Annotated in this window: 10 protein-coding genes; 1 reads left to right on the top strand and 9 read right to left on the bottom strand. The window is 33.0% G+C overall.

Annotated features, from left to right (window positions below; genetic code table 11):
• Positions 1 to 169 precede the first annotated feature (169 nt).
• On the top strand, positions 170 to 1,756 hold the full coding sequence (locus BLR62_RS00325; protein ID WP_090791638.1) for an acylphosphatase: 1,587 nt from the start codon (positions 170 to 172) through the stop codon (positions 1,754 to 1,756).
• Between the two features lie 229 nt (positions 1,757 to 1,985).
• Here BLR62_RS00325 and BLR62_RS00330 read toward each other — a convergent pair whose 3' ends face one another.
• Genes BLR62_RS00330 through BLR62_RS00370 form a run of 9 tightly spaced genes read right to left on the bottom strand, consistent with a single transcriptional unit; the run spans position 1,986 to position 14,680 of the window.
• Positions 1,986 to 3,401, bottom strand: coding sequence for an ATP-grasp domain-containing protein (locus tag BLR62_RS00330; protein ID WP_090791640.1), 1,416 nt, complete (start codon positions 3,399 to 3,401; stop codon positions 1,986 to 1,988).
• Between the two features lie 29 nt (positions 3,402 to 3,430).
• Entirely contained in the window at positions 3,431 to 5,014 is a 1,584-nt protein-coding gene (locus BLR62_RS00335) for an ATP-grasp domain-containing protein (RefSeq protein WP_176759171.1), read from the bottom strand.
• Between the two features lie 55 nt (positions 5,015 to 5,069).
• Positions 5,070 to 6,485, bottom strand: coding sequence for an ATP-grasp fold amidoligase family protein (locus BLR62_RS00340; protein WP_090791646.1), 1,416 nt, complete (start codon positions 6,483 to 6,485; stop codon positions 5,070 to 5,072).
• Entirely contained in the window at positions 6,478 to 8,343 is a 1,866-nt protein-coding gene (locus BLR62_RS00345) for a glycosyltransferase family A protein (protein WP_090791648.1), read from the bottom strand. Before BLR62_RS00345 ends, BLR62_RS00340 begins: the two co-directional genes overlap by 8 nt.
• Positions 8,344 to 8,358: 15 nt before the next feature.
• A complete protein-coding gene (locus BLR62_RS00350; protein ID WP_245719374.1) occupies positions 8,359 to 10,308 on the bottom strand; it encodes a glycosyltransferase family 2 protein in 1,950 nt (649 codons plus the stop codon).
• A 36-nt stretch (positions 10,309 to 10,344) separates the two neighbouring features.
• Positions 10,345 to 11,868: an ABC transporter ATP-binding protein gene (locus BLR62_RS00355; protein ID WP_090791651.1), complete on the bottom strand. Its 1,524-nt coding sequence runs from the start codon at positions 11,866 to 11,868 to the stop codon at positions 10,345 to 10,347.
• Positions 11,869 to 11,897: 29 nt separating this feature from the next.
• Entirely contained in the window at positions 11,898 to 12,680 is a 783-nt protein-coding gene (locus BLR62_RS00360) for an ABC transporter permease (RefSeq protein WP_090791654.1), read from the bottom strand.
• A 26-nt stretch (positions 12,681 to 12,706) separates the two neighbouring features.
• Positions 12,707 to 13,495, bottom strand: a complete 789-nt coding sequence (locus tag BLR62_RS00365; RefSeq protein ID WP_090791657.1) for a glycosyltransferase family 2 protein — start codon at positions 13,493 to 13,495, stop codon at positions 12,707 to 12,709.
• A 12-nt stretch (positions 13,496 to 13,507) separates the two neighbouring features.
• Positions 13,508 to 14,680 carry a glycosyltransferase gene (locus BLR62_RS00370; protein WP_245719360.1) on the bottom strand — a complete coding sequence of 391 codons (1,173 nt, stop codon included), beginning with the start codon at positions 14,678 to 14,680 and terminating at the stop codon, positions 13,508 to 13,510.
• Positions 14,681 to 14,684 lie beyond the last annotated feature (4 nt).

The raw sequence follows: 14,684 nt of genomic DNA on the forward strand, positions 1-14,684 counted from the left end.
TGATAAAAAATCACTAATTTCATTTTTTATTTATATATATAGACATCAAGTAAGTTTAAAATTATAGTTGAGTTATATTTATAAAAGCGCTAGAATAGATAAGGATGCGTACAAATAATATTATGCTATAAGTATATAGTACTATAGGAAGTAATTAGGAGGCAACATTGTGGTGAAAGATGATATTCTTGGAAATTGGCCTAATCAATTAATTAATGCAATCCCAATGCAAGGTTTTCGTTATAAACTTAGCGGAGTTTCGATTGCATTAGAGGGTTGGAGAAGAGGATTAAACTTAAAATTTTATAGACTTGATGACTCTGAAAACAAATTTAAACTTAGGTTTTATTTGTCTAATGACAAAAGAACACATCATTTCGAAGCGTCAAAAGGTGATATGACAACTGCTGAAGCTGATAAGATCTGCGATGACAAATTTTTAACAAAAAAATACTTAAAAAAAGCTGGCGTCCCAGTTGCTGAAGGTAATATATTTAATAAGAATGATACTAACAGTGATATTATGAATTATTGTAAAGAGCTTGGGTTCCCGCTGGTTGTAAAACCACTTAATGCAAATGGAGGAAAAGGTGTCTTCTCTAATATCCAAACCCCAGTGGACTTATTGACTGCTATCACAACTGTACGAGACGAATTAAATTATAATAAGGTTATGGTCGAACGGTACATCGAGGGAGAAGAGTATAGAATAGTTGTATTGGATAATGAAGTGGTAGGTGTTCTGAATAGAATACCAGCGAACGTAATTGGGAATGGTCATGATTCAATTAGAAAACTGATACGTGATAAAAATAACAAACGAAAATCAAATCCACACCTAAGTAATTTAAAAATAAAAATTGACAAGGATGTCAAATCTGTCTTATATAGTCAAAACCTGGACTTAAAATCTGTTCCTGAATTAAATCAAGCTGTTGCATTAAAATTAACCAGTAATTTATCAACCGGGGGAGATTCTGTAGATTTAACAGATGATATACCTGATCAGTTAAAAGAAATTGCGATTAATGCTACAAATGCAATACCTGGACTACCACTAAGTGGAATTGATGTAATGGTAAATAAATCAAAAAACGAATATAAAGTCATTGAAGTAAATACGAAACCTGGTTTGGGAGGGCATTTATTCCCGTTCTACGGACAATCTAGAGATATCCCCAAGAAAATAATTGATTATTACTTCCCAGAAACCCAAGGTATTCAAAGGTCTTTTTTCTACTTTAATATTGAACAAATTTATGAAATATTAAAAAGCAGATCTGCTAAGGAAATTAGTATAACACCTTGTCCGACAGGAGAATTTCACAAAAAAGAATTTATTATTCATGGTAAAGTTCAGAAAGTTGGTTATAGAGTTGCCGTAACCAATAAAGCTAAAAAAATGAACATACATGGATCAATAAAAAATTTAGAAGACAATACTGTTCAAGTAGTCGCTTGTGCTGATAGCACAGATAAACTAAATGAGTTTAAAAAACTGTGCTATGAGGGATTAAATAGAGCAAAAGTAACATCTATTTCTGAATATGAATACCCGTATCCTGTACCTATTGGGTTCAATATAGAGACAAGAGATGAAGAAAGGGCATATTTAAACCTTCAAGAAGAAAAAGAGTATTATCAAAAGAAATACGAACAAATAGAGAGTAGTAAAGTTTGGAAAGTTACGTCACCTGTTCGTATTAGCCTTGATTATATAAAAGATAGAATAAAACGAATTAGAAGAATTGTTTAAACAATTCTAAAAATCATAAAATAAAAAATAATATGCTCCCCATAAGGTAAACAGTTTAAAAAGTTAAAAACTGCATACTTTAGGGTGATATTTTCATGTACAAAAGAGCATGTTTTCAGAAAAAAATAAGCTTCAAATAGCCCACACCTATCATTCAGGTCTGGGCTATTTAGCCCTTAAAGCATAATATTGTCTACTTTAGTTTAGCAGTTACAACTGCAGTAGTATTTTAACGAACAATACGAAATCCAATTAACAATGGAATATTTAAAGGATCAGATTTTAATAAATTTAGCTTATAATTATATTTAATATGGAATTCAGTTAATAAACCTATTATAGATTCATTCTTTTTCATGGTACAACACATTTCAATTTGATCTTGTTTATGTTCTTTCACATAACCATTTATATTATTCAGAATACAAAACGATTTTAATTTAAACATTATTTTATTGATATCTCCGTTATCAAATTCAATAATATGCTTCTCAACCTTTTCATTTCGATAACGTAATGGTTTTAGCGTGACTCTGGATACAGCTGAATTATTGAGTGTAGATTGAATTGATTTAAAATCAAAATATAGGTTAGAACGATAGTTGTTTTTCAATTCAGGAAAATAAAAATCAATAATAGGTTTTATTACATCTCTTGGTTTTCCTTCTAACGGAAAGAGATGCAACCCTACCATTGGACGGGTATTCACCTCAATTATACACATTCTCTTTGTTTTAGGATTGATAATCATATCGACACCAGACAATTCAATACCTTCAATCGATTTTATAGCTTCTTGAGCCAATATTTTAGCTTCTTCACTAATTTCATCTGTGACATCTATATGATCACCACCAGAGGATATATTAGACTTCTCACGCAATTTTAACATTTCACCCTTAGGTAAAATGCTATCCAACGAATAATTATTATTTTCTAAATTCAAATTAACCTCATGATCAACCTTTATCTTTTTATTATATACGAGTACATTCTTTTCTTTTAATCGATTTTTATGTTTTATCAATTCATTTATTGTATCTTTTCCATTCCCGACAACGTGAGCTGGTGTCCGTTTTGTCACTGCTACAATTTCATTACCTACACCAAAAAACCGATGTTCCTCTCCTTGGACATACTCTTCTAATAATAAATTATGATATTTTAGCTCATTAACAAGATAGTTAAACACATCTAATAAATCATCAAAGCATTTAATATTTGGATAAACTCCTCTGCCCGACTGTCCATCAACTGGTTTTATTGTTACTGGAAAAGACAGTTCATTACACATGTCTTTTAACATGGAAGAAGTGACATGATTATCTATATTAAAACCTTTGGGTGTATCTATTCCAATAGATTCTAGATGCCTTTTTGTTTTATTTTTATCACGACACAGCTTTTTTACTGTTTTAGATAGCTGTAAAGATTCTGATAATTGAAAAGATCGAACTGTATCTTTATATTTTAACTTATAATATATCATTCTTCTTTTATTGATTTCATTTTTTACAAAAAATTGAACGGAAACTCCTCTACGCCAAGCTTCCAAAGCTATTAAGTAGACACTCAAACGATTATTATATCCATCAGGAGGTAAAACACCATCCAAATGGGAGAGTTGATCAACCATATAATCCATACAACACCTCCAGAATATATTTTATTAATTTATTTTTTAAATAGCTGATTAAATTTCATCTTTATAATATCCAAAGGACTACGAATGATTTTTGTTAATTTCCATGATCTACTTTGTAAAACTTGAACATACTTTTGCTCATAATATGCTCTCTCTCTCTCAATATGAGCTATTTCTTTTTCTATTTTCTTACTATTTTGACTTTGATCATTTGTTAATATCTTAAATCCTATTTCAATCGGTTCGATCGTTTTAATGGATTCTTCATTCAATTTTATATTGGGATTATTTTTTTTTAGTCTGTCAACAAATTTTTTAATATCTTTTACATTTTCACCATTAACATGCAAAATGGGCCGTGTTTCTGTCATGTTTAGATAGCCATTTATATTATACTCATTTGCTACTTGTCCAAGAGACAATTTTAAACTGATTTCATTCAACTCACCTTCTACAGAAAATTGTTTATTTTCAGAAAAGTGTTTAGAAGGATGCGACAATACTACTTTCTTAGCAGTTCTCCTTTTCAATAAATCTACAGCACCATCAAAATCAAAATAGAGTAGCGAACGATCTTTTCCTTTTGTTGCTGGAAAATGATAATCAACAATTGATTTTGCTAAATCTTTAGGTACTCCATAAGCTGGAAACATATGCCCACCTAAACCGGGTTTTGTGTTAGCTTCTAATATATAGTATCCACTGGTTTCTTCGTCTACTATTATATCCATACCACTCATGAATAGACCAGGAATAGCTTTAGTAGCTTTAATAGCTATATTATGCAATTCTTCAGATACATTCTCTTTAATTTCAACAGAATCACCACCTGTCGACAGATTACTTGTTAGACGTAACTGAATAAATTCATTTTTAAGGGGGACTGACTCTAAATTCAAACCCAATTTATTCAAATTACGTTCAACAATTTGATCTGCTTTGATAACTTTATTACGCAGGTGTGGGTTTTTAAGTCGAATTTTATTCTTTTGATTAATTAACTCTCGAATCGTGCTATCACCATCTCCTACAACATTAGCTGCCACTCGCTTCATAACACCTTCTACTTGATCACCTACAACAAACACACGATGTTCCTCACCAGTTGCATAGCTTTCAACCATAATATTTTTAAAGTTCATTTGTTCTCTTAAAATATTTAAACTTGATTTAAACTCATCCATATTTTTTATATTTGAGAATACTCCGCTTCCACCTTTACCATCTGTTGGTTTAAGCACTAATGGAAAACCTAGCGTTTTTGCGTAGTTGATTATATCCGAAGTTTTTGACATAACTGAAAATTTTTTTCCTTCTGTTACAGGGAGACCTGATTGCTTCAGTCTTTCTTTAGTTAAAAATTTATCATCACATATGTGGTAGGCTTCACTTGATATAAGATCACTTCCAGAACCATCAAAATGATATGTCTTTTTACCGTCACTAAGTGAATATCTGACTTTAAACTTGTTATCGTTCTTGTCATCTCTATAAATGGTTAATTCAAGCCCTCTTCTCCAGCCTTCTAGTGCAATAGCATATATGCTAAAATACTTATCCATACCCTCTGATGGTACAGCGTTTATTAAATGATCCAACCATTTTTCATTCATATTTAATAACATCTTCATTCCCTTTCTGATTATCGTTATTTTTCACTGTGCTTTTTTATAATTTTTTGTATTTTTCAAAATAACGACCTCTTAATAAATCTTCATTTAAACAGACCTCAGCTCGATTGAAAGCCGTTCCTAATTTTTGGTCAATAGTACGAGAAAAATCAGCATAGTTTCCTGGTTTCGGTGTGAATTCCCCAAATACTAACTCGTCATTCTGCCTTAAAAAATCAATTCGCATAAAAGGTGAAGGAATTTCTTTACTCATTTTCTCCACCATGGTAATTTCATCTTCAGAAACACCTTCTCCGACAAATAAATAATTATCATACTTACCTGTTTTTACTCTCTTACCTTCTCGATCCCACCAACAATAATGCAAACCCTGGTTTCGATCTATTTCAAGAATCAACTCAACTTTACCATAAAAGGCGTAAAACTTAATATCACGGGCAGACTCTTTGGAATAATGGTCCTTTAAAATGAGTTCTTCAGCGTACCAATGATCTTCAATTACCCATTCTTTTTTTAGATCTTGCTCCATTTGTTTTTTTAGCTCATGAAAAGCTGAAAGGCGCTCGTTTCTTTTCAAATCAATAATGTCATTATCTGAGTAAACTAAATAGACCCCCCTTGAACCTGCTCCATCCATTGGTTTAATCACAACGTTTGGTTTTGCTGGCACTTCTGAAGCTTTAAAAGAATGAGCAGCAATATGAGGACGCCTAATCGAAAACTGATCCACAAATTGATAGGCTTTAAATTTATTATCTAATGTAGCTTCTACATTGTTCTCTTTAATTTGATTTAGTCGTTGCCTCCTTACCATCGAACTAGAAAATGAATCTTGACTTTCTAATGTCAAATCATATTTAGCTGGGTCTCGAACCAATAGCTCAGGAGGCAATGAGGGTGGAAAATCGTCCACTATTTTTTGGTAAATCAAGTGAACAAGTTCCCGATCTTGGTGAGTCTTATAAACTTGAGAACAGAATTGTAATATCTGATTAAATACTTGCTCACTTTTTTGTTTTTTGACTGTTATTTCATCTATAAATTTTATCAACTCTGCCCGATCATCAATTGTCCGCGCTATAGTTCGCATATGTTCATCTCTAATATCAAATAATTGATTAACTAACGGTGTGATGATTTTTTGTTGCTCACTCGTTTCTTCAATATGTTTTTCGTATGCGGTTATCTTTTTCTCAAGTGACGCTATTTTCACTTGCATTGAAGGGATACTTTTTAAGCGTCGAAGCGTCTTTTTAAATTTAACTACTGAAGTGATTGTATTATAAATAAATCTTTTTTTCGACTTCGTTCTTCCCATATTCCTATCAATAGCGTCTAACTCTCGGTTCAATTTTCTGATATATACGTCATATTGATAAGCTCTTTCAAACTCGTCTTGAGACTCAAATGAAACGCACTCACTACCAATTAAACGATGAGTTTCATTAGACATGGTCAGGACTCCTTTCAGGCAGGTGAGCCATTAAAAGATCTTGGTAGCTATTAGAACCGGCATGATCACACCACATAAATCTTGATACTTCCGCTCTTTTATAACTTTGCTTTATTCTTTTTAATTCTTTTCGACTGTTTTCATTAACTGGGTGTACGATGGGTTTTATACCCGTTTTTCTTATGATCGCTTCATATGATTGGCGAAATTGTATAACTTTAGTGAATCGATCTACTAAAGATTTTGATGATGATTCGTATACTAATTTCACAGCCTTCACAGACATTATCGGTGTATCTTCGATTACTTTAGCAAATTCTTCGTAATCATAAATAATAAGCAACTCTGCTTCTACATGATCTTCTCCGTTAACTACACGTAAATCTTTATTGAAATATGCTCTCATATCTTTTGAACGATCGTTATTTTGCTCTAGTTTACGAGTTGATTTTATAATTCCTTGTCTGAGATTAAGGTTAATATTATTAATCACATTTTCCACAAATCGTTTATGGTTAAGTGATGAGTCCCGCAAACCTCCACAAACTATAATGTCAAATGTATTTGATTCACCTGAGAAAAAAGAAGGGAGTTTTTGAAGCCTAGACAACCGTTGTTTTTTGTCGTTATGAAACTTTAATATATCCTCGAATTCAACATTGGCATGTTGCAAAGCTCTTTTGTATCGTTCGTTTGTAAGTGAATCTGCCTCTATTAAAACAATGAGTCCATCTACATTTAAGCAAGTGATCGACTCTTTAAGCACTATTTGAAGGTCATGATCAAACACCTTGAAATACCCGTTTAATAAATCAGTCCACTTTAATCCTTCATCTTTTAGTCGAGCTGTTTTTAGACAAATTGAGCTATAACGTGTGAAGGTATACTGATAAAAATCATCAACCGGCTCAAATCGGTCACTTAAGAATTTCAATGCTTTTAGTCGATTAGCCTGCTTTTTAGAATTTTCTAAATCTGAAACTTGATAATGAATTCTTTCTGGGTGAGCCCATTCATTTAATTGATGAACGGTTATATACTCTCCCTTTGCGTAGTCAATAGCTTGATTTAACATTTGTGGAACTGATAATTGTGAATTGACTTGAAAAAAATTTATGTTTGAATGACTTATTAATGATTGACAGTACGATGTTAATGACTTAGCTGAATAAACACTTATGAAAATAAACTCTATACTAGAATAGGTCTGATTCATAAGTGTATACAATGATTGATCAATATAGTCAATATGATGCTTTATAGGAACAATAACTGTTACTAAGGGAGAGACTGCTGAAGATGTACCGTTATTTTCCTCTATTTTATTAACACTGGTAAATGTGTACAATTGATCAATCGATCCTAACTGTTGATTTTGATAAAATGTGTTGATCGCATGTAACTTTTGATCATCTTCAAGATCTTTTATTGAATTTAACAATACTTTATTAGTCATCTGTTCATTTGGGACAGGGTGTTTGTCAGAAATTTCATAGTAGATCACTGATTTTAGTTCAGGGTCAATCTCATTATATTTTTCCTCAATTAACGTTAATAATTCACTCGCTTTTTCATGATAAAGAGGGGGCTTTTGTTTAATAAGATCCATTAACATGTATAGGACTTGTTTTTTACTAGCTTGCTTCATATAGCGTTTAGCCACTTTTATAAATAAAGATTTATTATAAGCATCATCATAACTTAATTCATGTAATTTTTCCTCATACAAGTCTTTATTCTTTATATGATTCATCGTTAGATTTTTCAACTTATTAATTAGTTCTTGATGATCATTAACTTTTCGATACTCCTTAATCAGTCTATTCAGTCTTTGCTTTCGTTGATTAGAATCAATCAATACGCCCCCTCCTTTCTATTCATTTCTAAGAGCAATCCAATTTTTATCTGCTAGGTTTATAAGATTTATACCTTTATAGTCGTTTTCTAATATTTCATTACGAATCTCTTGATCAGCTGGATACCAAGTTGCTTGTTTAGAAAAATATGTATCCAAATTTTCAACAGCGTTATCAAAACCATAACTTGTCTGACCACTTTCATTTGGAAGATGATTGATAATAACCTTAATATTATTTGCTTCAATATCAGGGATGTAAAGCTGTTGTTTATCCAAAGTCGCAGGATCTCTAATAATAAGACGATCACAAGCCACTTTTTCACCAAAACAAATCATTTGTGTAGAATCCCCGTCTAATTCTTCACGAACTAACGTATTGATATGCTTTTGAGCATGTATATCATAACGATTCATCTGTACAATACCTACTTTAAGATTTCTTTCTTTGTATAGACGAATATCATTAAGCTGTTCTCTAATAAAATGATCAGTCAATCTAAAGTCCGATGCTATGACTATATCAAACTGTCGAAACCCATCTTCACCTTTATTCTCTCTTCTAGGCCACATAGGTTCTGGAACTGGAAAGGGTCGTTCGGTCTGAGGAAATTTATAATATAAATTATCCGAGTATTGCTGGTGATAATATGTGTGCGCTTCTACATATTCTTTTCTTACCCCCATAAAGAAACCAGGGTATCCAAAAGCAGAATTACCCGTAAGTGATGCTTCGGTTTGACGTTGGAAAGAGAGTGGTGGTGTATTTAATACCTTTATTGATTTTTCCCCAAACACTCTTTTAATTCTTGTAATAAATTCTCCGTCTGCTCCAAATCGTATCGAATCCCAATATCCTAAAGCTTTTAGTACTTTATCTTTTTTGAACATGAAGGAAGACATATTTTTAAAAACATATTGACCTTGCTGACCTCTTCTAAAGAATGTCAAATCGTTTGTCAATCTTGCTTGATTAGAGTAGTTACCAACAAGACGGCGATCTGAAAATAGATTACGCACTTGTTTTTCAATTTTTTCAGAATGTGACCAATCATCGGCATCATTAATTGTAATTGCATCACCAGAGGCAACATCCAGGGCGTAATTCCTTGCTATATAAGCCCCACCATTTTTTTTCGTTTGCAAAACGATTAAACGTTCATCTTCTGCTTTTAATTTATTTAAAACAGCTAGCGTGTCATCTTGACTACAATCATCCACAGCTATAATTTCAATGTTCGTCCATGTTTGATTAAATAAAGAGCGGATAGCTGTTTCAACATAATTTGATGCGTTAAATGTAGGAACAATAATTGAAACACGGATAGGTTCATAAACTGGATTAGTCACCTTCGTATGCAATCGATCATAAAGTGTTGAAACATCGCTTTCACAAGGCTCTATAAGCTGAAGCTTATGCATTTTATACACTTGATTAAGTTGTTCTATTTTACAATCCATTGAGTCCTTTAAGTTAGATTTTGCATAAATAAGATCATAGTGCTGATCGAATTTTAACCTTTGAGCCAATAATTTTTCTGCTTCACTTGACTTTCCAATCATTGACAAACATTCCGCTTGTAAAATGCTTTTTCGCCGCTTTTTCACGGTATCTCTATTGTTTATTTCGATATGTCCCAAATAAAATAATGCTTTTTCTGCTGAAGCTGCACTTGCTTGATTGGCATACCAAGTCGCAAGTTCCCACAATGCTACCATTCTCACCTTATGAGAATAAGTTTTAGATGTGTAAGTTTCTAAATCAATTAATCCTTGTTCAGTAAAACCTAAATTATTTAATTGATAAAGTGTATTTTTTAAGTTTTCAAATTGAGGATTAGGCTTGAAAATCTGTTTAATTCTTTTCTTTTGTTTTTCCGTAAGTGTACCGCTTATTTTTTCTTTCATCTCAGTCGTCAATAATCGGCTTACCGTTTCTTTAATTGGCTTTAATAAAAAGTTAATCATCTTCTTCAAGCTTTCACCTCCACATAAAACACAGCTTTATTTTCTTTTCGATAATTTCTTTCTTTTCTCTTTTTTTGATTTTCGGTATTTTTCAACCACTTCTTCAGCATCTCCGTCTTCAACGATCTGCCCTTCTTCCATCCAAATAGCACGTGAACAAACTGTTTCAACAAAGGACATGCTGTGTGAGACGATAATGACTGCTTTAGCTTGTTCCATCATATCCTGTATTTTTGCACTTGCTTTTTGTTTAAAAGCCATATCACCAGTAGATAAGGCCTCATCTAGTATGAAAATATCAGGCTGAAGCATTGCAGCAACACTAAAGCCTAACCTTGCTTTCATACCACTGGAATAATGTTTAACTGCTTTTTCTCTTGATTTTTGTAACTCTGCAAAATCTAAAATGTTATCAATATTATGCTCAACTACAGATTTAGGAATCCCTAGAAGCATACCATTTAAGTAAATATTATCTACAGCTGAGAGATTGCGGTTGAATCCCGTTCCATAGTTTAATAAAGCTGTTGTCGTGCCTTCAATTTTCAATTCACCTTGATCGGGTTTTAAAATTTCAGTGAGTACTTTGCATAATGTGCTTTTACCAGCACCATTATGACCGATCACACCAATAACCTCTCCTTCTTTTATTTGGAAATTGAGATTTTTAAGCGCCCAATGTTCATGATTATTGAGTCTGAATTTAAGACCTAGTTGATTTGCATCGACAACAATCCGGTCTTTTTTATTAATATTAACATTCGTTAATTCAATTTTTTTCTTTGGTCGTCGTTTAACTTTAGGAACTGTTGCTTCATAGTTGTCTAAAACTGTGTCAGGATCTCCGATTTCTCTTATTTGTCCCTTATCTAACCATATAACTCGATCACAATTTTTTCTTGCAAATTTATGACTATGTGTTACCACAATAACCATTTTTGCTTTTTGTACGAGTTCTTTTATTTTTTTTGCGGATTTGTCACTGAAATTTTGATCACCAGTATTTAATGCTTCATCCAGTATGAGAATTTCAGGTTCTAGGTGGGAGGCGACACTAAAGCCTAGTCGTGCACGCATACCACTTGAATACTTTTTCATTGATTGTTCAAAAAAGTCTCCTAGACCAGAGAATTCTTGAATATCATCTATGGTTTCATCAATTTTATTCTTGCTCATCCCCATCATCATGCCATTCAAGTATACATTTTCTCTTCCGGATAACTTCTTATTAAATCCCATTCCTAATGAGAATAATGCTTGTACTTTACCATCGATTGATATATGGCCTTCATCAGGTCGAAGTAAGCCTGATAAAATTCGACAAAGTGTCGTTTTACCAGACCCATTAGACCCTACTATACCTAGAACTTCTCCTTTATAACCTTTAAAATTTAGACCTTTTAATGGCCAAGAAATTTTAGGTGTATTGTCCTGGTCCTTATCTTCCTTAGGCCTAAATAAATTGATGACAGTTGACTTGTAATCATCTTTTTTTAGGTCATTTTGGTAAGTGACACCTATATTCTCAGCATTAATGACGATTTCTTGTTTATTTACCATCTTATTAACTCCATTCACTAACAATTAGGTTAGAGTGCTTTTATAATTTTATGTTCATTTTTATAATAGTGCCTTAACATTATAAGGATGAAGAAAAATGAGAGTATCCCTATAATAAATAGACTCAAAAAGTTCGGATTGACGTGATACATTAGAATATCTCGATAGGCGCCTAGTATAACGGCGATTGGATTTAAGTTAACTAACCATTCTAAACCATCTGGAATTGGAAAACGAGACTCTTCCCAGATAATAGGTGAAGCATAGAATAAGATTCTGACAATGTGTTTTGTCAAATTATCAATATCTCGTACAAAAACAGAGATATATCCAAACATCAAACTAATGCCTACTAGAAACAATAATTGTATGACAATGATTAAAGGTAATAAAACTAAGCGCCAAGTGGGGACAACCCCAAAAGCAATTAAGAATATCGCTACAACAACGAGCCCAAATATAAAGTTAAACATTTGGGTTAACGTTAATGCCACAGGAAATAAAGATTTAGGTAAGTAGACTTGATTAATAATCGATGCATATTTCGTTATCGATTTTGTTGAACTATTGATAACGGTACTCATCCATCTCCAAACAACCATACCAATGACTAAAAAAACCGGAAAATCTGGTCCACCGCGTCCCATGATTACAACGACTAAGAAGTAATAAACGAGGACGTTTAATAATGGATCAAGTAGCCACCAAAAGTAACCTAAGTAACTATCTCTGTTATCTGCCTTTAAGCCAGACATAACTAAATATATTAATAAATCTTTTCGTTTAGCCATTTCATGTATATATGTTCTCATAACTGTATTTCACTCCGCTCGATAATTTAACAATCCTTTTTTATATAGTGCATGTATTCTTTTGTTTTTAGAAATGCATAGTGGGTGAAGTACCACGCTGCAATAGGAAATGATAATTTTTCTACATCACGATAGACTCGCCAATTTTGCTTAGCCATATTCCACTTGTTACTGGAAACAGAACCTAATCGAACATGGTAATTAGCCAATACCTCATTAATACCATGTGCTTCAAATCCTTTTCTGGTTAATTCTAACCACAATGCGTAATCTTGCCTTGAACGAATATCGGGCATTTGAATGTCTCCGGTCTGCTTCGTATCAATCATGACGGTTAAGCAGCCAATAACATTTCTCTTTAGCAGCTGCTTGTACGAAATAATGCTAGGAACTGCAACAGGTTTTATGACTTTAGTTTGATCAGTGTGAATTTGAACACGCTCGTAGGCTGTGTGCGTAAATGCTGTTTGTGTTTTTTGCATGTACTCCAATTGAACAGCTAACTTTTTATCAAGCCACTCGTCATCACTATCTAAAAAGGCAATGTAACGACCTCTTGTTGCTTTCAAACCAGCATTTCGTGTTTTGGCTGGTCCTCCATTTTCGGATCGCTCTATTATCCTAATCCGGTCATCATCTTTAATATATTTTTTTACGGTTTCGACGGTTCGATCTGTTGATGAATCATCAATAATGATCATCTCCCAATCGGTGAAGGTTTGATTTTGAACCGATTGGATCGTATCTCCTATAAATTGTTCTGCATTAAAAGTTGGTGTTATCACCGATACTGTTGGTGAAACATGCTCATTCATTCAATCCCGCCTTTAACCTTTCAAAATCTGTTGATACTCACCTAATAACTTTAGTTTTTCAACTTCCCAATTCAGTTCATTACGAATTGCTTCCCGTCCATTTTTTATCATTTGTCTGCGTTCTTTTGGATGATCACGCAAGTATGTTAAAGCTTCTTCCCAGGTTTCGGGTCTTTCGGGATCAACGGTGAGTCCGCACTGATAGCGGTCGATAAATGCTTGCCAAGTTGGAAAGTTGGAACAGACAATCGGAAGCCCTGCTGCCATATATTCAAAAAACTTAGTTAGTTCTTTACGCATGTAGTGTGGTGTTTTCGGAAAAATAGCGACACCTGCTAGCCAATCTTTTGATTGATATGCTTGGTCTATATCTTCGCGCGGAACAAATTGATCGATCCCAGTAAAGTGCAAATGATCTTTTTTATCAGCTGCTGTTTGTTTCATTTGATCTGCTAGTGCTGCATCACATAGACCGTAAAAATATATATCAGGTTGACTTTTAAGTTGTGGCAATGTCGCATGCTCATAAGCACCTCGAACTGAGGTGACATTTCCCGTGTAAATTAATACGTTATCCGGTCTTTCTTTTGTATGATAGTGATCCATTAGAGACGTATTAATAATGGGATAATTTAAAAGTTCAAATGAATTTGGATACCGCTCTCTATAATATTTCTCTGCAATGCAGACCTCCAAGTTTTTAATAAAAAATGACTCAACTTTATTAAAAACACCACCAACTATCTTTTTCATCCAGTTCTTTAAATAATCTTTTTGCATGATACCGGTATAATAATTTTCATGAACATCATAAATGACATGGTAGCCTTTCTTTTGAAGCAACCATCCAACCCACAATAATTCTGGGTCATGAAAATGATAAATATCCGCGTTCTCACTCTTAGCCAACTGATACGCTTGCCAAGTTGATGTGAGCATTCGCTTTAATAGCTTTTTTTGTTTAGGTAAACTGACCAATCGAATACCTTCTTCTGTTTCTTGAATCGTTCCTTTAGATGCATTTTCTAAAGGAACAATAAGAGAAACATGGTAGCCAGCTTGTTTTAAGGAAACACATTCTTTATGATAAATTCGCGTATCAAAAGGGTGGTGAACAGTTGTTAAATGAACAACTTTTTTTTGATTAGCCAAATCTTCTAATCCCTCAACTTCCCATTCTAACATAATT

It is taken from the genome of Pelagirhabdus alkalitolerans (assembly GCF_900096905.1).
GTDB lineage: Bacteria > Bacillota > Bacilli > Bacillales > Amphibacillaceae > Pelagirhabdus > Pelagirhabdus alkalitolerans.

Excerpts from the sequence above, each read along its gene's own strand:
- BLR62_RS00370 (WP_245719360.1), bottom strand. The coding sequence starts at position 14,680 with ATGTTAGAATGGGAAGTTGAGGGATTAGAAGATTTGGCTAATCAAAAA.
- BLR62_RS00350 (WP_245719374.1), bottom strand. The coding sequence starts at position 10,308 with ATGATTAACTTTTTATTAAAGCCAATTAAAGAAACGGTAAGCCGATTA.
- BLR62_RS00365 (WP_090791657.1), bottom strand. The coding sequence starts at position 13,495 with ATGAATGAGCATGTTTCACCAACAGTATCGGTGATAACACCAACTTTT.
- BLR62_RS00335 (WP_176759171.1), bottom strand. The coding sequence starts at position 5,014 with ATGAATGAAAAATGGTTGGATCATTTAATAAACGCTGTACCATCAGAG.
- BLR62_RS00330 (WP_090791640.1), bottom strand. The coding sequence starts at position 3,401 with ATGGATTATATGGTTGATCAACTCTCCCATTTGGATGGTGTTTTACCT.
- BLR62_RS00355 (WP_090791651.1), bottom strand. The coding sequence starts at position 11,868 with ATGGTAAATAAACAAGAAATCGTCATTAATGCTGAGAATATAGGTGTC.
- BLR62_RS00340 (WP_090791646.1), bottom strand. The coding sequence starts at position 6,485 with ATGTCTAATGAAACTCATCGTTTAATTGGTAGTGAGTGCGTTTCATTT.
- BLR62_RS00360 (WP_090791654.1), bottom strand. The coding sequence starts at position 12,680 with ATGAGAACATATATACATGAAATGGCTAAACGAAAAGATTTATTAATA.